Below are 16,942 nucleotides of genomic sequence, written 5' to 3' on the forward strand. Positions count from 1 at the left end.
GGGTTCCTCGCGGAGCCCGGGGCGACGGCCATAAGACCGCCTGGGCGCACATCCGCCTCGGCTGATTCCTGCCAGGCGTTTTACGCGTTCAGGCCACCCGTCACCGAAAGATCCATTGGGTTGACTCTGCGTTCACCACCGAGCCGAGGACCCGCATGACACCGTCACCCGCGTTCGACCCCGTCACGGAGTGCCCTCCCCCGGGCAGGTTTCCGCTGACCTGGGACGAGGTCGAGTCGGAGCTGGTGAAGGCGAACGGTTTCGCCGAGTCCTCCACGCGCGGCGGCCTGCTGGAGGAGCTGAGGGTCCACTTCGCACTGGTGGAGCTGGCCACGGGCACGGTGGGCCGGCTCTGGCTCGCCAGGAGCTTCGTCAGCGGCAAAGTGGACCCCGAGGACGTCGATGTCACATACCTCATACCGCCCGATGCATACGCCCGGGCGATGGCGGACCCCGACACCGTTGACCAGATTGACAATCTGGGTACGAAGGACTGGTGTGTGCGCCAAGGACTGCGCGTGGACGCATACGTCCTGCGTCTCCCGGAGACGGAGGACTTCCGCGCCCTCGGAGTGACCGGGGCCATGGCGGTGGACGACCACAAGGTGTTCGAACACCTCGGGGTCTACGACGAAATCTGGCAGCGCTGCCGGAGCGGACGGAACGGCATCCTCAGGGGAGCCCTCCTCGTACGGCATGGTCCTGGAGGAGGCACCGGCCGACGAGGGCGAGCTGCCGTGCTCAGCGCCTACGCGAACCGCCGGATCATCGCTGCGGTCCTCGTGTCGACGGTCCGGTCGCCGCACGGACGAGAGCACCACAGTTACGTCGTGCTCGACCTGAGCCTCAACGAAAGCTGAGCCTCACTCTCGCGGGGCAACCCGCCGGATCGCTCCGGCGTTGACAACCACGAGCAGGTTTGAGCACTGATAGCACTCATGAAATCTATTGATCTGGACGACCAGACGCACGGCAAGGTCGTCTTCGCCGCCCGCGTCATGGGGTGCTCCCCTCGGAAGTGATCAGGCGGCTCGTGGATTCATGGAGCACGGCGGAGGACTCCGGCGGCTCGCCCGAGGGCGTCGCCGTCCATGCCTTCTACCGGTCCTCGCCGAACCGAGCAACCAGCCGTTCGATGTAAGGAGACGCCCTCCTCGCGGAGCAGGGCCCGCAGGCCCTCGTGGCTGATGTCGTCGCCCACCCCTCGGCGACCGGGAAGTCGGCCGGCTTGGTCAGGCTCCGGGTCGAAAACGGCAGGCCGTGCTCGGCCGCCTTGGACTTGGCGATCTTCTTGATCTCCCGGCGCTCGGACAGGGTGAAGGTCCCGGGCCGGCCGCCCTTGTCCTTCGGGCAGAGCGCAGCGAATCCGTCGGCGTTGAAGTTGTGGATCACATCCCGCACGCGGTCCGCGCCGGCAAACGTCACCTCGTCGATCTTCGCCACGGGCATGCCCTGCTCGGACAGCAGCATCATCTGCGCACACCGCCAGGTCACCACCGACCCGCTGCCCCGACGGACGGTCCGCAGCAGGTGCCTGCCCTCGTCGTTCCCGATCTCGCGGACGCGTACTCGTTCTGCCACCCGCACAGCCTGGCGACACCGCGCCGCCCGGACCAGCATCCAAACGGCGCGTCATGTCGCGACAGGGGTATCGGCGCTCGCGTCGCTATGCGTCGGGGTCGCGGAGGCTGACTGCGTCATGCCGCCAGAACGGCTCTGCATAGACCAGCGTCCCCGTCATCCACGGCTCATACTCCGGAAGACTGAGGGCCTGGAAGGCACCGTCCGGGATACGCAGGGATGGCTTTCGGAAGCCCAGGTCACCACCGGGCACGAAGCCGAAACGCGAGTAACAGCCCGGATCGCCCTCCAGGAAGACGAGGGGAACAGCTCGCTCGGCGAGGATCCCCAGTCCGTGTCGGACCAGGGCCGAGCCGATACCGCGCTTATGGAGCTCGGGCATCACGGCCAACGGGCTGAGGACTTGCACTTCGACCAGCCGCCGAGGGGCATCGAGCAGACTGCGGGTGAACATGACATGGCCGGCGACCTGCCTGTCGTGCTCGGCGACCAGCGAGAGACCGTCCTCGGGCGTGATGGTGTCCCGCAGGGTATCGACCAGATCGGCCACGACAAGTCCCTGCGCGCCGAACGCCTGCAGGTGAACGTCCCGCACGGCCTGCCTGTCGCTCGGAAGTTCTTCGCGAAGATCCATGCCCGGAGGGTAAAGACCCCTCGGGTGGCTCGCACACGGTTTTGGAGCCGGAAGGACACGCGGCCAGTGACCGTTCGGTCCCATACCGGACCAGCATCCGAACGGAGCGTCTCGCTCCGACGGGGCGAAGGTCCGCTGATACAGCACTGGACCGTGGCACCCCGCTCCTTGAGCGCCGTGAACAACGGCGCCAGGGCGGGGGTTTCTTCATTTTCGCTACCTCTGTCCATACTCCAGCAGGTCCTGGAGATGCCCGCTTCTGGCGTTGCAGGCGCCCTCGGCCACCACCACGTCACTACGCCCCCGGATCCGAAGCTGGAGACAACCTGGGCTGATACGCCGCCGGCAACCACACACGGTCACCAGCAGGGCTGGTCCGGCGGGGAACTGGCGACAGTCGAACAGGAGAGCCCACCAGTAGAAGCCGGTGTTCGAGCCGAGGATGGACTGGGCCTTCCGGCGGCAGGAACCGGCACCACCGGGATTCAGGTGAAGTCCGAGGGGCGCACGAGCTCAACAGCTCGTGCGCCCCTCGCGTTCGGACTGCGGGGCCCACAGGACTCGATCCCCGATCCCCGATCCCCGTCCCTGGCCTCGACGGCCCTCGACCGGAACGTCAGAAGACGACGACCGGCTTGACCGCCGCCCCACTGGCCGAGTCGGCGAATGCCTCGTTGATCGCCTTGAACTCGTAAGTCCGGACGAGCTCGTCGAAGGGGAAGCGGCCCTGCTGCCACAGCTCGACGAGGCGGGGGATGAAGACCTGCGGGACCGCGCTGCCCTCGATGACGGTCTTGAACGTCCAGCCCTTCAGGAGGGACTCGCCGATCTCGAAGGGAACCGTCGTACCGGCCGCCGCGGCTCCGACGAGAACGATGGTTCCCCGGATCGCCAGGGCGTCCAGCGCCTGGGTCAGCAGGGCCGGTACGGCGGTGGTGTCCACCGCGTAGTCCACGCCCTTGCCGCCGGTGATCCTCTTCAGCTCGGACACGACATCGGCGCTGCCGGAATTGATGGTGTGGGTGGCGCCGATCCGCAGGGCCAGGTCCAGCCGGGAGTCGTGCAGGTCCACGGCGACGATCGTGGTGCAGCCGGCGACCTTGGCCGCCATGATGGCCGCCGAGCCCACCGCGCCGGCCCCGAAGACCACCAGGGACGTGCCCGCGGCGGGCTGCAGCTCGTTGAGCACCGCCCCGGCGCCGGTCTGCAGGCCGCAGCCCAGCGGGCCGAGCTTCTCCAGCGGTACGTCGGCCGGAACCTTGACCACGCTGCGCTCCACGACGTTGGCGTATGTCGCGAAGGAGGACTGGCCGAAGAAGTGGGAGGACACCTGTTCCCCGTTCGAGGACAGGGAGGTGGTGCCGTCCGGGCGCCGACCGCCGAAGCACTGCGCGTAGGCGTTCTCGCAGTAGGTCGGGCTCCCGCTCATGCACTGCGAGCAGACCCCGCAGGACGCGGCCGACAGGACCACGTGATCCCCGGGCACCACACTGGTGACCGCGCTGCCGACCGCTTCCACGACGCCGGCTCCCTCGTGGCCGAGGACAGCGGGCAGCGGGGTCGGGTACACCTGGTCTCTCACGATCGCGTCCGTGTGGCACACACCGGTGGCGACCATGCGGACCCGGACCTCGCCCGGTCGGAGGTCGTCCAGTTCGAGTTCCTCGATCGTCAGCGGCTTCGACTTGTCCCGGGCGACAGCGGCGGTGATGTTCATGGCACAAACCATCCTTTCGCTTCTGCGTCGTGCAGATAGTTGAACCGTAAATCATTTTGCGAGCAAACGCTAACCAAGGGTTCGGGGAGTGTCTGAGCAGGGACGACCGCTACGGCGTTCGGTTTCGTGAACGCATGATGGTGGCGCCGATGGGGTGGGAGGCTGTCGCCAGTGGCAGGTGAGCGGGTGAGGAAGTCCCGCCGGGAGCGTCGGGTGCCGGCGCGGGTACGGCGGGCGGCGTGGCGGTTGGAGCAGCGAGCGGGAACGCCGGTGGGCGCCGGCCTCCGCCCGGGAGGAGAAGGTCTCGGTGCGCAAGGTCGCCGACCCGCCGCGGCAGACGATCGCCGCGAGACGATCAGCCCGCTATCAGCACGAGCCGATCACCCTCGACTCACACCAGCCCTGTGACCTGCGACTTCAGGCGGAAACGTCCACCCCGTGGAAACACGCTCTGAGCTGCAGAAAAGCAGAGCGGCAGACGAGTCGGGCTGTACGCCGGGTTCTGTCGCCCGGTCGCCTCGCGGCTGCCGGGGAGACGGCCATCCATCTAGGACCGGCATTGCTGCCGGCCTCGTGCGGTCTACCCGCGAACTCGGGCGGGCCGCCCTCGAACATTCGCGCAGGGCCGTCTCGCGACGGCCCCTCTTGACCTTGCTCCGGGTGGGGTTTACCTAGCCGCCTGAGTCACCTCAGGCGCTGGTGGTCTCTTACACCACCGTTTCACCCTTACCGAGGACCGAAGTCCCCGGCGGTCTGTTTTCTGTGGCACTGTCCCGCGGGTCACCCCGGGTGGCCGTTAGCCATCACCCTGCCCTGTGGAGCCCGGACGTTCCTCGGGGAGATCCGAAGATCCCCACGCGGCCGTCCGCCCGGCTCGTCTGCCGTGCCGACCATGCTACCCGCCTGGCCGTGGCCACCGGACGGGGCCGCCGGACCGGGCGGTGGCCTCACAAGAATTCCTCGGTCTCCAGATCGAAGGCGAATGGTGTCGGGAGCGCGAGACGCTTACCGAACGGGATCGTGCAGTGCTGACGGTAGTCGTCGCCCTCCGGCTCGCTGAACAGCGTCACCGAGGACTGCTCGCGGTCGACCAGGAGGTAGAGCGGGACGGGTCCGCGGGCGTAGCAGTGACGCTTGTCCGTGCGGTCGGCCTGGGGCTTGGTCGAGGTGACCTCGACGACGAGGGCCACCCCCTCACACGGCATCCAGGGGTCCGCTCCCCGGTACAGACGCAGTTCGGTCGGGGCGAAGGTACCGTCGGGAATGACGTGGTTCTTGGGGCAGCGTCCGCCGCTCGTCAGCTTCAGTCCCTTGTTCCCTGAAAATCGCATCTTGGTGCGAGAGCGGGTGATCACTTGCTCAAGGATCACGCCGATGTAGTCCTCGTGGTCCCCGTCCGGCGGCGGCGTCACGACAATCTCCCCCTCGATCAGCTCCGCCCGGAAGCCCTCCGGCGTGTCCAGCGCCAGGAAGCCCTCCAGCAGGACGTCCGCCTGCGTGAGCAGTTCGTGCGGCATGGCAGTCATGTCACGCCCCTTCCTCGGTCGCTCGCCAGATTGGGACATCGATGGACCCGCCGTCCGTGAGATGGGAGTTCTTCATTCGATCGTGGCACAGGAGGGCGCGGAGTTGTCCGATGCGGGCGGTTCGGCACCACCGCATCGGTCTGCTGCCCGGGCCCGGCAGGAGGCCGGGATCAGGGTGCCGTCGTGGCCGGGCTCACGCGGGGGTGAAGAGGACCTTCGCCGAGCCAGGGTCCGCCCGGGCGAGCCTGACCGGCAGCCGTTTCCCGAGGGGGAGCTTTGCCGTGCCGCCCTCGACGCGGGCTACGACGGCCGGGTCGTCGATGTGGATGGTGCCCGTGGTCGGCTCCTGCTCCGACACATCGATCACGTACGCGTCGAAGACCTCACCGATCCGGTCCTTGAGGAGCGCGGCCTCGACCACGTCGACGCATTCGCGCTCCACCGTGTCGGCGCGCCTCGTTCCGTCCGCCATCTCCTTCGGCAGGCCGGGCAGCGCGGCGAGGACCCACTCGGGAGGGTCCTGTTCCGCGACGGCGGCGACGCACAGCTCGGCCGCGTACCGGTCGACGAGGCGGCGCAGCGGGGCGGTGCAGTGCGTGTAGAGGTCGGCGACGGCGGCGTGGACGGCGGGGGTGGGGAGTTCGCCGTGCGCGAAGACGGTGTAGCCGGCGCCGCGCAGGAGGGTGGTGCACTCCTGGAGGAACGCGGCGTGGGTGGTCCTCCTCGGGTCGAGGGAGCGGACGACCTCGGCGTACGGGACATGGTGCGGCCAGTCGATGTGCAGCGCCTCGGCCGAGCGCCGGAGCCGGGCCACTGCGCCGTCCGGGGCGACCGGGAGGGTCCGCAGGATGCCGGTGCCGGTCTCCGTCATGAGGTGGGCGGCGGACATGCCGGTCAGTAGGGAGATCTGGGCGTTCCAGCCGTCGGCGGGCAGCGGGGCGCGGTAGCCCAGGCCGTATGTGCCGTCGCGCGCGACGATCTCCTGCTCGGGCACGTTGAGGGAGATTCCGCCGCGGGCGACCTCCTGTTCCTCGCGGAGCCGTCCGATGTCCCGGAGCAGGGCCAGGGGCTCTTCGGCGGTGCCCGATTCGATCTGCCGCTGGACGCCCGCGTAGTCGAGTTCGGCGCGGCTGCGGACGAGGGCCCGGCGTACCGAGGTGGCGACGGTGGCGCCCTCGGCGTCGAGGTCGATCTGCCAGAGCAGGGCGGGGCGGGTCCGGCCGGGGAGGAGGCTGGCCGCGTCCTCGGAGAGCGAGGTGGGGTGGAGCGGCACCTGTCCGTCGGGGAAGTAGAGGGTCGTCGCCCGGCGGTGGGCCTCGGTGTCGAGTGCGCCGCCGGGGCGTACGAAGGCGGCGACATCGGCGATGGCGTAGTGCACGCGGAAGCCGTGACGGCGGCGTTCGAGGTGCATGGCCTGGTCGAGGTCGGTCGACGCGGGCGGGTCGATGGTGAAGAACGGCAGGTCCGTCGCGTCCCGGTGGGCCGACACCGCCGGGGCGCCCGCCGCCTGTGCCGCCTCGGCGAGGACGTCGGGCGGGAAGCCGTCGGGCACGTCGAGTTCGGTACGCAGCTTGCGCAGGACCGCCCTCAGCGGGGTGTCGGCCGGCCCGGTCATGTGGAGATGGCGGCGGGGCATGCACCGAGCGTATGGCGGGGCGGGGCGGGCGGCATCCCGGGTGGCGGGCGGGCGTGGGGCCGCTGTCCGGCCACGATCCGCCGGGACCGGCCCCGATGGCGGTACCGGTGGCCCCCGTACGCTGGTGCGCGGGCCTTCTCGGCCCGTCTGCCTGTGCGTACGTACGAAGGAGAACCGCCGTGCTCGTGCTGTTGCCGCCCTCCGAAGGAAAGGCCGCTTCGGGGCGCGGAGCACCCCTGAAGCCGGAGTCGCTGTCGCTGCCGGGGCTGGCCGCGGCGCGGGCCGCGGTCCTCGACGAGCTGGTCGAACTGTGCACGGCGGACGAGGAGAAGGCCCGTCAGGTGCTCGGGCTGAGCGAGGGGCTGCGCGGTGAGATCGCGAAGAACGTCGAGCTGCGGACGGCGGGGACGCGTCCGGCCGGGGAGATCTACACAGGCGTGCTGTACGACGCCCTCGATCTGGCTTCGCTGGACGCGGCGGCCAAGCGGCGGGCCGGAAAGGCGTTGCTGGTCTTCTCCGGGCTGTGGGGCGCCGTACGGGTGGGCGACCGGATTCCTTCGTACCGCTGCTCGATGGGGGTGAAGCTGCCGGGGCTCGGAGCGCTCGGAGCGCACTGGCGCGACCCGATGGCAGCGGTCCTGCCGGAGGCGGCCGGGGACGGGCTGGTCCTGGACCTGCGGTCGTCCGCGTACACCGCGGCCTGGAAGCCGAAGGGTGAGGTGGCGGAGCGCACGGCGAGCGTGCGGGTGCTGCATGCCCAGATGGTGGACGGGGTCGAGAAGCGGTCCGTGGTCAGCCACTTCAACAAGGCGACGAAGGGACGGATGGTCCGCGATCTGCTGCTGGCGGGCGCCCGGCCGAAGGGGCCCGCGGAGCTGGTGGAGACCTTGCGGGAGCTCGGGTACGTGGTGGAGGCCGAGGCTCCCGCGCGGGCCGGGCGGGCGTGGTCGCTCGATGTCGTGGTGACCGAGATCCACTGAGCCGGAGGGCTCGATTGTGTCGCGGCGCGCTGCGGGCCCGCTGCGGCGGGCTGCGGCACGCCACAGTGCATTGCGTCATGCGCAACGGTCGTTGCGTAGCGTGCCGTGCGCGCGGCAGGATGAGTGCATGATCCCCTCTGTGCTGGACCTTGCCCCCGTCGTGCCCGTTGTCGTTCTGGAGGATGCCGCCGACGCGGTGCCGCTCGCGCGGGCCCTGGTCGCGGGTGGGCTCCCGGCCATCGAGGTGACGCTGCGCACCTCCGCGGCACTGGACGCGATCAGGGCGATCGCGGCCGAGGTGCCGGACGCGGTGGTCGGCGCGGGCACGGTAATCTCCGTGCGGAACGTGTCCGACACCGTCGCCGCGGGCGCCCGGTTCCTGGTGAGCCCCGGCTGGACGGAGACGCTGCTGGACGCGATGAAGGCATCGGGGGTGCCGTTCCTGCCGGGCGTCTCGACGACGTCCGAGGTGGTGGCGCTGCTGGAGCGCGGGGTCACCGAGATGAAATTCTTCCCGGCCGAGGCAGCGGGCGGCACGGCGTATCTGAAGGCGCTCTCCTCGCCGCTGCCGCAGGCCCGGTTCTGCCCGACCGGCGGCATCTCCCTCGCCTCCGCGCCGTCCTATCTGGCACTGCCCAACGTCGGCTGCGTGGGCGGCAGTTGGATGGTCCCGGCGGATGCGGTGGCGGCGAAGGACTGGGTGCGGGTGGAGCAGTTGGCGCGCGAGGCCGCGGTGCTGCGCGGCTGACGGGGGCAGTTGGCGGGGCCTGCGTCAGGTGCCGGACGCGACGGTTCCAGGCCCCGGTGCCAGCCCCACGTCAGGTGCCGGACGGGACGGTTCCAGGCCCCCGCCGCCCCCTACCTCAGATGCGACGTGTCATTCAGCAGCCTGAGTGACACGTTCCCGTCCGAGTAGTACGCGACCGCGGACACCGAGGCCGCCGAGAGTTCCATCCGGAACATGGCTTCCGGCGGGGCGCCGAGCGCCAGACGGACCAGGGTCTTGATCGGCGTCACATGGGTGACCAGGAGAACCGTGCGGCCCGCGTAACGGGCGGTGAGGCGGTCGCGGGTGGACGCGACGCGGCGGGCCACCTCGGCGAAGCTCTCGCCGCCGCCGGTGGGGGCCGCCTTCGCGGAGGCGAGCCAGGCGTCCAGGTCGGCGCCGTAACGCTCGCGCACCTCGGCGAACGTCAGCCCCTCCCAAGCGCCGAAGTCCGTCTCTCGCAGGCCGTCCTCGATCCGGACCTCCAGACCGAGCCGGGCCGCCACCGCGGCCGCCGTTTCGCGGCAGCGGCGCAGCGGGGAGCTGACGATCTCCTCGATCGTGCCGCGGGCGGCCAGCGACCGGGCGATGCGTTCGGCCTGGTCACGGCCGGTCGCCGAGAGTTCGGGGTCACTGCCGCCACTGCCCGAGAAACGCTTCTCGGGGGTGAGGGCCGTCTCGCCGTGCCGGAGCAGTACGAAGGTGGCGGGCGCGCCGAGGTCGGGCGCCGCGGCCCAGCCGACCTGGGGCGCGGCCATGCCGGCGGCCGGTGCCGTGCCCGTAGCGGCTTCCGGGCGGGCGGACATCGCCGCGCGGGCCTTCGCCGCGCCCGCCGCCGCGTCACCGGGCGGCCCGGAGACCGGCGGCAGGACGGCGGTCGTCGAGGGACGGGGGGTGTCGAGGGCGGCGGTCGAGGACGACGGCTCCCACTGCCTGCCACGCTTGCCCGCGTCCATCGCCTCGTTGGCGAGCCGGTCCGCGTGCTTGTTCTGCTCGCGCGGGATCCACTCGTACGTGACGGCGGAGGCCGGCAGGATCCTGGCGGCCTCCGCCGCGAGCGGCTTCATGTCGGGGTGCTTGATCTTCCAGCGGCCCGACATCTGTTCCACGACCAGCTTGGAGTCCATCCGGACCCGCACCCGGAGCGCGCCGTCCGCCGAGGCGTCCGGCAGCAGCGCCTTCGCCGCCTTCAGGCCGGCGATGAGGCCCTTGTACTCGGCGACGTTGTTCGTCGCGACGCCGATGTACTCGGCGGCCTCGGCAAGGGTCTCCCCCGTCACCGGGTCGATGACGACCGCACCGTAACCGGCGGGCCCCGGGTTGCCCCGGGAACCGCCGTCGGCCTCGATGACGAGCTGGCGCGGCTGGGTCATTACAGGCCCGACTCCGCCGTACGGACCAGGATGCGACGGCAGTTCTCGCAGCGCAGGACCGTGTCCGGGGAGGCTGCCTTCACATCGTTGACCTCGGTGATGTTCAGTTCGAGACGGCAGCCCTCGCAGCGGCGCTGGTAGAGGCGGGCCGCGCCGACCCCGCCCTGCTGGACGCGGAGCTTGTCGTACAGCTTCAGCAGGTCCGCGGGGACGGAACCGGCGACGAGCTCGCGCTCCCGGGTGACGGTCGCGGCCTCCTCGTCGAGCTCCTTGGTCGCGGCGTCGCGACGGGCGATCGCGTCGTCGGCCTTGGCCTGGACCGCGGAGACCCGGTCGGACAGCTCGGTGACGCGCTCCTGGGCGGACTCGCGGCGCTCCATCACTTCGAGGACGACGTCCTCCAGGTCGCCCTGGCGCTTGGCCAGCGAGGCGATCTCGCGCTGGAGGCTCTCCAGGTCCTTCGGCGAGGCGACCGCACCCGAGTCGAGGCGCTGCTGGTCACGGGCGGCGCGCTGGCGCACCTGGTCGACGTCCTGTTCCGCCTTGGTCTGCTCGCGGGCGGTGTCGCTCTCCTCGGTCTGCGAGGCGACCAGCAGGTCGCGCAGTTGCGCGAGGTCGCTGGTGAGCGACTCGATCTCGGCGTGCTCGGGCAGCGACTTGCGGCGGTGCGCAAGCTGCGACAGACGTACGTCGAGGGCCTGGACATCGAGGAGTCGGATCTGGTCGGCGGGCGCGGCGTTCAGTTGGGGGCTCCAGAAGAGTGGTGGGTGGTGGTGGTCCAGGGGTCGGTGACCTGCTTCGAGACATGGACCCGCAGGCCCCATCCGTGGCGGTCGGAAATCGCGTCGAGCTGCGCCGCGGCCTGTTCGCACCAGGGCCACTCGGTGGCCCAGTGTGCGGCGTCGATCAGGCCGAGCGGGGAGTGCTGGATGGCTTCGGAGGCCGGGTGGTGGCGCAGGTCGGCGGTGAGGAAGGCATCGACGCCCGCGGCGCGCACCGCGTCGAAGAGGCTGTCGCCGGAGCCGCCGCTGACCGCGACGGTACGCAACGTCGCCGCGGGGTCGCCCGCGAGCCGGATGCCCTGCGCGGTGGCGGGCAGCCGTGCGGCGGCGCGGGCGGCGAAGTCGGCCAGGCTCTCGGGATGGTCGAGCGCACAGATCCGGCCGAGGCCGCGACGGCCCTTGGGGTCGGTGGGATCCGGTACGAGGGGCCCCTCGACGCGCAGGTCGAGCGCACCGGCGAGGGCGTCAGAGACGCCGGGGTCGGCGGTGTCGGCGTTGGTGTGGGCGACGTGCAGCGCGACGTCGTGCCTGATGAGGGTGTGCACGACCCGGCCCTTGAAGGTGTCGGCCGCGACCGTCGTCGTACCCCGCAGATAGAGCGGGTGGTGGGTGACGATCAGCTGGGCGCCGAGTCTGAGTGCCTCGTCGACGATCTCGTGGACGGGGTCGACGGCGAAGAGGACCCGGTCGATGCGCGAGGCGGGGTCGCCGCAGACGGTACCGACCGCGTCCCAGCCCTCGGCCCGCTCGGGCGGCCAGAGAGCGTCGAGCTCGGCGATGACTTCGGACAGACGGGGCACAGGGAAAAGGCTACCTGCCCTTCGTGCCCCGTCGCCCATGGCTTCCGCGACCCGTACGGACGGGCCACGGTGTGCGAAGAATTGTTACGGCCTGATCCACTCGCCATCGTGCACCAGGCCGTCACTTCACGAGGTCGTCGAGGACCGGATCGTTACTTCACGAGGTCGGCGCGGAGGTCGTCGAGGACCAGGTTCGCGGCCGTGACACCGAGGCCGAGGTACCAGGTCTCGTCGGAGACGTCCTTGGCCCGGCCGTCCTTGACCGCCTTGAGGTTCTTCCACAGCGGGTTGGACTGGGTGGTGTCGCGCTCGGTGGCCTTCACGTCGCCGTAGACGCCGGTGAAGATCCAGTCGGCGTCGGCCTCGTCGATCTTCTCCGGGCTGATCTCCGCGGCGAGGTCGTCGATCTGCTGGTTCTTGGGCCGCGGCAGGCCGACGTCCTCGAGGATGGTGCCGATGAAGGACGCCTTGGCGTAGAGGCGGATACGGTCCGGGAGGTAGCGGACCATGGAGATGGTCGGCTTGTCCGGGCCGATGTCCTCGCCGAGCTTCTTCGCCTTCGCCTCGTAGGCGTCGAGCTCGTTCTTCGCCTTGGCGGTCCTGTCCAGCGCCGCCGCGTTGAGGAGGTAGTTCTCCTTCCAGGTGAAGCCCGGGCGGATGGAGAACACGGTCGGCGCGATCTTGGAGAGAGCGTCGTACTTGTCGGCGGCGCGGAGCTGGCTGCCGAGGATCAGGTCGGGCTTCAGGCCGGCGATGGCTTCGAGGTTGAGGTTGTTGATCGTGCCGACGTTCTTGGGGTTGCCCGCGTCCTTCTTCAGGTACGAGGGGATGGCCGCGTCGCCCTCGGAGGGGGCGTAGCCGACCGGCTTCACGCCGAGCGAGACGACGTTGTCGAACTCGCCGACGTCCAGCACGACGACGCGCTTGGGGGCGGACTTGATCTCCGTCTTGCCCATGGCGTGGGTGAGGGTACGGGGGAACTGGCCGGCCTCGGCGTCCGTCCCGTACGCCGCCGTCTTCTTCGCGGCGTCGCCGAAGTCCTTGCCGCCGGTCGCGACGGCCGCCTTCTTGTCGCCGCCGGACTTGGCCGAGTCGCCCGATCCTGCGTCATCGCTCCCGCAGGCGGAGAGGGAAAGGGCGGCGGCCACTGCCAGGCCGACTGCGGCGGTACCGCGGCGACGAAGGGACATCACTTGCTCCAGATCGAAGGTCACAACCAGGACTGCTTAGGACTGCCTAACCTTACCTATTCGGTTTCACGTCCAGCACAGGTACCCCCTCGCTCTCAGGCGAATCCCGGCATCACCACCCTTATGTGTGAAGTGACCGGTCTCGTGTTGTTCGGCAGGAAGTGCGAAAACTAGCTTCGGTTGCCGGAGGTGACCAGTCCATGACTGCCTGTGCTATCGAGAACGAGACCGTGGGGGTGGCCGGGGATGCCGGAGACGCCGGAACCGCCGGAGACACGAACCTGGGGGACGACGAGCCGGATGCGCCGGGTGAACGGGGTGCGCCCGACCGGGCGGCCCTCGTGCCGCCCGCCTTCACGATCGCGGCGGACGGTTCGTACGCGGCCCGGCTGGCCCGGCGCGGCATCGGGCCGGCGGGCGAGCCGTCGCACGAGGCCGGGCAGGCGTGGTTCGTGGAGCGCTGGACGCTCGACGGGCACGAGCCGTACGCCGTGCCGCTCCCCCTCGACCAGCCGGAGGAGCCGGACTCGGATGTGCTGCCGCTGGCCGACGGGCGCGTACTGATCCGGCGCCGGGTCGCGGACCGGCATGCGTTCTCGTTGCTGTATCCGACCGGTCCCGGCACTGGTGAACTGCCGCTCGGCGCCCTCGGATGCCCGGATCCGACCCTGCTGCCGCCGTCGCCGGACGGCCGGTGCGCGTACGCCCTGTCGGTCGGTGCGCGCTCCACCGCCGTCTGGCGAGTGGCGGGCGGCGTCTTCGGCCCCGAGCAGGTCGCCGAGGTGCCCGGGCGCTGCTCCGGCGGGGTCTGGCTGGACCGGGCGGGGCGGCTGCTGGCCCTGGACCGGGAGCTGCCGGGCGGCGGGCCGGTCAAGGCGGTCGCCGTGGACCTGGAGCGGGGCGGCGAGGTGACACCGCTGCTGCAGATCGCGCCGGGGAGCAACGACCGGCTGCTGCTCGCCGACGTGGACAGCGGTCTGCTGCTGATCCGCTCGGACGCGCCGGGGCACGACCGGCTCGGGTGGGGGGTGCTGGGCAGCTGTCTGCCGGTGCGTTTCCCGGAGTGTCTGCGTCCGGCGGATGTCGCGGTGACGCCGTTCGCCGTACAGCCGGGGCAGATGCTGATGCCGGAGAGCTGCGCGGTGGCCTTAAGGATCGACGGGGCGGCGGGCAGCTGGCTCGGGGTGTGGCGGCCGGCGGGGCGCCGGCTGCATCAACTCGCCGCCCCCGAGGGGTGGCAGGCCGGTCGCGGGGTATGGACCCGGGACGGCGTGCTCAGACTTCCGTACGCCAACGAGAACGTGGCGTGCGGGGTGGCACTGCTGGAGGCACCGGTGGACGGGGAACCCGGCGATCGGCCGTCGGCGGATCCGGCCGCGGAAAGCGGTATGCAACCGTCCGCTGCCGCTGCGCCTCTTCCAGTGTGCAAGCCGATTCCCCTGGGGCAGGCGCCTCTCATGGGGCGGTCGGTGCCTGGCTAGAATCCTGGGCCTGGGCTACGCAGCCGTACCTATCGGTCGCTGTAGGTGACCGTGCCGTGTTGCGGTGGCGTGATCGGCCCTGGTGACACACACGTAAGCGATCACGACGGGGTGACTTCCCACATGTCTGAAGCCCGAACCGACACGACCCAGACGCGCCCGCCGGGGGCGGACGCGGAACGGGCCGAAGCCGGTGGCGCCGGAAAGCACCGAGGCGGTGTCGCGACGGACGACACGGCAGCACAGCCGCACGGCCGTCACCGACGCCCCCTCGAAGGGGACAGCCGGGCGGCCTGACCGCGCGGAACATCGACGAGGGACGGGTGGGCCCCGGCAGCCGATCGGCTGCCGGGGCCCACCCGTGTCCCTTTGTCCCTTGCGGTCAGCCCCGTTTCAGGCCGAGCACCTCCGCCGCGGCGAACGTCTCGTTCGGCGGGCGGTCCTCGTAGTACGGAGAGATCAGCGTGTCGAGTTCGTCGAAGGAGAACGTCTCCTTCGACGAGTCGAACTTCGCGGCCACCCTGGGGCGTTCGACGATCGCGACCATCCCGCCGTGCACGACGAGCAGCTGCCCGTTGACCTTGGCGGCCGCCGGGGAGGCCAGGTAGCCGACCAGCGGCGAGACGTGCTCGGGGGCGAGCGCGTCGAGCCGGCCGTCCGCCGGTTCCTGGAAGCCGGCGAAGACGTCCTCCGTCATCCGGGTGCGGGCCCGCGGGCAGATGGCGTTGGCGGTCACGCCGTACTTGGCCAGGGCCAGGGCCGTGGAGGTGGTGAGGCCGACGATGCCGCCCTTGGCCGCCGCGTAGTTCGGCTGGCCCGCCGAGCCGGCCAGGAACGCCTCCGAGGAGGTGTTGACGATCCGGCCGTAGACCGGGCCACCGGACTCCTTGGAGCGGGCCCGCCAGTGGGACGCGGCAAAGTGGGTGGTGTTGAAGTGGCCCTTGAGGTGGACCCTGATGACGGAGTCCCATTCGTCCTCGGTCATCGAGAACACCATCCGGTCGCGCAGGATGCCCGCGTTGTTGACCAGGATGTCGAGCTTTCCGTACGTGTCGACGGCCAGCTCCACCAGTTCGCGGGCCTGCGCATGGTCGGAGACGTCGCCGAGGTGCGCGACCGCCCGGCCGCCCGCCGCCCGGATCTGCGCGGCAACCTCCTCGGCGGGGGTCGCGGACGCCTCGCCGGAGCCGTCGCGGCCCGGCTGCCCGTAGTCGTTGACGACGACGGACGCGCCGAGCCCCGCCAGTTCCAGCGCTTCGGCGCGTCCGAGGCCGCGGCCCGCGCCCGTGACAATCGCCGACATGCCGTCCAGGGGACGTGACAGGGGAAGTGACATCGGAATCTCGGAGCCTCTCAGGAGGGATCAGGGGACACGGGTGAGGCCGTCAGAGTTCGATGCAGGTGCGCAGCGACTCGCCGGTCCTCATCTGGTCGAGGGCGTCGTTGATGCCGTCGAGCCGCACCCGGTGGGTGATCATCGATTCGAGGTCGATGCGGCCGGCCCGCCAGAGCGCGATGGCCCGTTCGTACGAACGGAGCACGTCCCCTCCCCCGTACATGGAGGGCAGGATCCGCTTCTCGTCGAAGAACAGCTCGAACATGTTGACCTGGAAGTTGTCGTCCATGGCGCCCGCACCGACGACGCAGAGGGTGCCGCCGCGCCGGGTGTTCTCGTACGCCGTGCGGGCGGTGGCCGACCGGCCGACGACCTCGAAGACGTAGTCGAAGCCCTCGCCCGCGGTGATCCGCTGCTTGGCCTCGGCGAGTTCGTCCGGGGACACCGCCTCCGTCGCGCCGAACCGCAGGGCCGCCTCGCGCCGGGACGCGACCGGGTCCACGGCCACGATCTGCGCGGCGCCCTGCACCCTGGCGCCCTGGATGGTGGAGATGCCGACGCCGCCGCAGCCGATCACGGCGACCGACGAACCGGCCTCCACCTGTGCGGTGTTGATGGCCGCGCCGAGCCCGGTGGTCACCCCGCAGCCGATCAGCGCGGCGATCTCGAACGGCACGTCGTCGGGGATCGGCACGGCGCAGCCCGCGCCGACGACGACCTCCTCGGTGAAGGTGCCGGTGCCCGCGAAGCCGAAGACATCTCCCCCGGGGCGCTTGAAGTTGGGCGTGCCCGCGTTCATGAAGCCGGCCAGGCAGAGCTGGGTCTGGCCGCGTTTGCAGGACGGACACGCCCCGCACGCGGGCAGCCAGCAGACCAGCACCCGGTCTCCCTCGCTCAGCCCGGTGACGCCGTCGCCGACGTCCAGGACCTCGCCCGCGCCCTCGTGCCCCGGGATGAACGGGGCGGGCTGCGGCAGCACGCCGTTCATCGCGGAGACGTCGGAGTGACACAGTCCGGTGGCCCGGATGCGGAGCTTGACCTTGCCGGGGCCGAAGCCAACTGCCTCGACGTCGTCGAGGACTTCGAGCTTGTCCTGGCCTATCTCGTGCAGTACGGCTGCGCGCATGGTGCGGCTCCCCT

15 protein-coding genes, 1 other RNA gene and 1 pseudogene are annotated in these 16,942 nt (G+C 70.6%); 5 read left to right on the plus strand and 12 right to left on the minus strand.

The window, feature by feature from the left end; translation table 11 throughout:
• Positions 1-155: 155 nt before the first annotated feature.
• Positions 156-860, plus strand: a complete 705-nt coding sequence (locus tag OG936_RS09030; protein ID WP_406493770.1) for a DUF6932 family protein — start codon at positions 156-158, stop codon at positions 858-860.
• A gap of 242 nt (positions 861-1,102) precedes the next feature.
• Here OG936_RS09030 and OG936_RS09035 read toward each other — a convergent pair.
• The 6 genes and pseudogenes from OG936_RS09035 to OG936_RS09060 all read right to left on the minus strand — a co-directional run.
• Positions 1,103-1,581 (minus strand): annotated as a pseudogene (locus OG936_RS09035) (transposase); the annotation flags it as partial.
• An 85-nt stretch (positions 1,582-1,666) separates the two neighbouring features.
• Positions 1,667-2,215 carry a GNAT family N-acetyltransferase gene (locus tag OG936_RS09040; RefSeq protein WP_406493771.1) on the minus strand — a complete coding sequence of 183 codons (549 nt, stop codon included), beginning with the start codon at positions 2,213-2,215 and terminating at the stop codon, positions 1,667-1,669.
• Positions 2,216-2,831: 616 nt separating this feature from the next.
• Positions 2,832-3,932 (minus strand): NAD(P)-dependent alcohol dehydrogenase, encoded by a 1,101-nt coding sequence (locus OG936_RS09045; RefSeq protein WP_406493772.1) that lies wholly within the window; start codon positions 3,930-3,932, stop codon positions 2,832-2,834.
• Between the two features lie 475 nt (positions 3,933-4,407).
• An RNA gene (gene rnpB / locus OG936_RS09050) (RNase P RNA component class A) lies at positions 4,408-4,809 on the minus strand.
• 70 nt (positions 4,810-4,879) lie between these two features.
• Positions 4,880-5,449 carry a Uma2 family endonuclease gene (locus OG936_RS09055; RefSeq protein ID WP_406500369.1) on the minus strand — a complete coding sequence of 190 codons (570 nt, stop codon included), beginning with the start codon at positions 5,447-5,449 and terminating at the stop codon, positions 4,880-4,882.
• Between the two features lie 202 nt (positions 5,450-5,651).
• Positions 5,652-7,073, minus strand: coding sequence for an RNB domain-containing ribonuclease (locus tag OG936_RS09060; protein WP_406500370.1), 1,422 nt, complete (start codon positions 7,071-7,073; stop codon positions 5,652-5,654).
• Positions 7,074-7,273: 200 nt separating this feature from the next.
• Between OG936_RS09060 and yaaA the strand changes: the two genes are divergently transcribed.
• The gene (gene yaaA / locus OG936_RS09065) at positions 7,274-8,074 is read left to right on the plus strand and encodes a peroxide stress protein YaaA (protein ID WP_406493773.1); all 801 of its coding nucleotides are present in this window, start codon (positions 7,274-7,276) and stop codon (positions 8,072-8,074) included.
• A 127-nt stretch (positions 8,075-8,201) separates the two neighbouring features.
• Positions 8,202-8,822 (plus strand): bifunctional 4-hydroxy-2-oxoglutarate aldolase/2-dehydro-3-deoxy-phosphogluconate aldolase, encoded by a 621-nt coding sequence (gene eda, locus OG936_RS09070; RefSeq protein ID WP_406493775.1) that lies wholly within the window; start codon positions 8,202-8,204, stop codon positions 8,820-8,822.
• Between the two features lie 110 nt (positions 8,823-8,932).
• Here the strand turns inward: eda and OG936_RS09075 are convergent, their stop codons facing one another.
• The 4 genes from OG936_RS09075 to OG936_RS09090 form a co-directional block, all read right to left on the minus strand.
• Positions 8,933-10,213, minus strand: coding sequence for a bifunctional RNase H/acid phosphatase (locus OG936_RS09075; protein ID WP_406493777.1), 1,281 nt, complete (start codon positions 10,211-10,213; stop codon positions 8,933-8,935).
• A complete protein-coding gene (locus tag OG936_RS09080) occupies positions 10,213-10,956 on the minus strand; it encodes a zinc ribbon domain-containing protein (protein ID WP_406500371.1) in 744 nt (247 codons plus the stop codon). The genes OG936_RS09075 and OG936_RS09080 overlap by 1 nt, the downstream gene beginning before the upstream one ends.
• Positions 10,953-11,795, minus strand: a complete 843-nt coding sequence (locus OG936_RS09085; protein ID WP_406493778.1) for a Nif3-like dinuclear metal center hexameric protein — start codon at positions 11,793-11,795, stop codon at positions 10,953-10,955. Before OG936_RS09085 ends, OG936_RS09080 begins: the two co-directional genes overlap by 4 nt.
• Before the next feature lie 152 nt (positions 11,796-11,947).
• Positions 11,948-12,985: an ABC transporter substrate-binding protein gene (locus OG936_RS09090; protein WP_406493779.1), complete on the minus strand. Its 1,038-nt coding sequence runs from the start codon at positions 12,983-12,985 to the stop codon at positions 11,948-11,950.
• A gap of 200 nt (positions 12,986-13,185) precedes the next feature.
• Here OG936_RS09090 and OG936_RS09095 point away from each other — a divergent pair, with 200 nt between their 5' ends.
• Both OG936_RS09095 and OG936_RS09100 read left to right on the plus strand, forming a co-directional pair.
• Positions 13,186-14,466 carry a hypothetical protein gene (locus OG936_RS09095; RefSeq protein WP_406493780.1) on the plus strand — a complete coding sequence of 427 codons (1,281 nt, stop codon included), beginning with the start codon at positions 13,186-13,188 and terminating at the stop codon, positions 14,464-14,466.
• 123 nt (positions 14,467-14,589) lie between these two features.
• Positions 14,590-14,763: a hypothetical protein gene (locus OG936_RS09100; RefSeq protein ID WP_406493782.1), complete on the plus strand. Its 174-nt coding sequence runs from the start codon at positions 14,590-14,592 to the stop codon at positions 14,761-14,763.
• 85 nt (positions 14,764-14,848) lie between these two features.
• On the opposite strand, the gene OG936_RS09105 is transcribed toward OG936_RS09100, so the two are convergent.
• Positions 14,849-15,802: a 3-oxoacyl-ACP reductase gene (locus tag OG936_RS09105; protein ID WP_406493784.1), complete on the minus strand. Its 954-nt coding sequence runs from the start codon at positions 15,800-15,802 to the stop codon at positions 14,849-14,851.
• A 49-nt stretch (positions 15,803-15,851) separates the two neighbouring features.
• Positions 15,852-16,928 carry a Zn-dependent alcohol dehydrogenase gene (locus tag OG936_RS09110; RefSeq protein ID WP_406493786.1) on the minus strand — a complete coding sequence of 359 codons (1,077 nt, stop codon included), beginning with the start codon at positions 16,926-16,928 and terminating at the stop codon, positions 15,852-15,854.
• Between the last annotated feature and the right edge of the window lie 14 nt (positions 16,929-16,942).

Source organism: Streptomyces sp. NBC_00846, assembly GCF_045207325.1.
Taxonomy (GTDB): Bacteria; Actinomycetota; Actinomycetes; order Streptomycetales; family Streptomycetaceae; genus Streptomyces.

Coding starts and splice junctions, on each gene's coding strand:
- OG936_RS09040 (WP_406493771.1), bottom strand. CDS start 2,215: ATGGATCTTCGCGAAGAACTTCCGAGCGACAGGCAGGCCGTGCGGGAC.
- eda (WP_406493775.1), top strand. CDS start 8,202: ATGATCCCCTCTGTGCTGGACCTTGCCCCCGTCGTGCCCGTTGTCGTT.
- OG936_RS09095 (WP_406493780.1), top strand. CDS start 13,186: ATGACTGCCTGTGCTATCGAGAACGAGACCGTGGGGGTGGCCGGGGAT.
- OG936_RS09030 (WP_406493770.1), top strand. CDS start 156: ATGACACCGTCACCCGCGTTCGACCCCGTCACGGAGTGCCCTCCCCCG.
- OG936_RS09090 (WP_406493779.1), bottom strand. CDS start 12,985: ATGTCCCTTCGTCGCCGCGGTACCGCCGCAGTCGGCCTGGCAGTGGCC.
- OG936_RS09055 (WP_406500369.1), bottom strand. CDS start 5,449: ATGCCGCACGAACTGCTCACGCAGGCGGACGTCCTGCTGGAGGGCTTC.
- OG936_RS09075 (WP_406493777.1), bottom strand. CDS start 10,213: ATGACCCAGCCGCGCCAGCTCGTCATCGAGGCCGACGGCGGTTCCCGG.
- OG936_RS09105 (WP_406493784.1), bottom strand. CDS start 15,802: ATGTCACTTCCCCTGTCACGTCCCCTGGACGGCATGTCGGCGATTGTC.
- OG936_RS09060 (WP_406500370.1), bottom strand. CDS start 7,073: ATGACCGGGCCGGCCGACACCCCGCTGAGGGCGGTCCTGCGCAAGCTG.
- OG936_RS09110 (WP_406493786.1), bottom strand. CDS start 16,928: ATGCGCGCAGCCGTACTGCACGAGATAGGCCAGGACAAGCTCGAAGTC.
- OG936_RS09045 (WP_406493772.1), bottom strand. CDS start 3,932: ATGAACATCACCGCCGCTGTCGCCCGGGACAAGTCGAAGCCGCTGACG.
- OG936_RS09100 (WP_406493782.1), top strand. CDS start 14,590: ATGTCTGAAGCCCGAACCGACACGACCCAGACGCGCCCGCCGGGGGCG.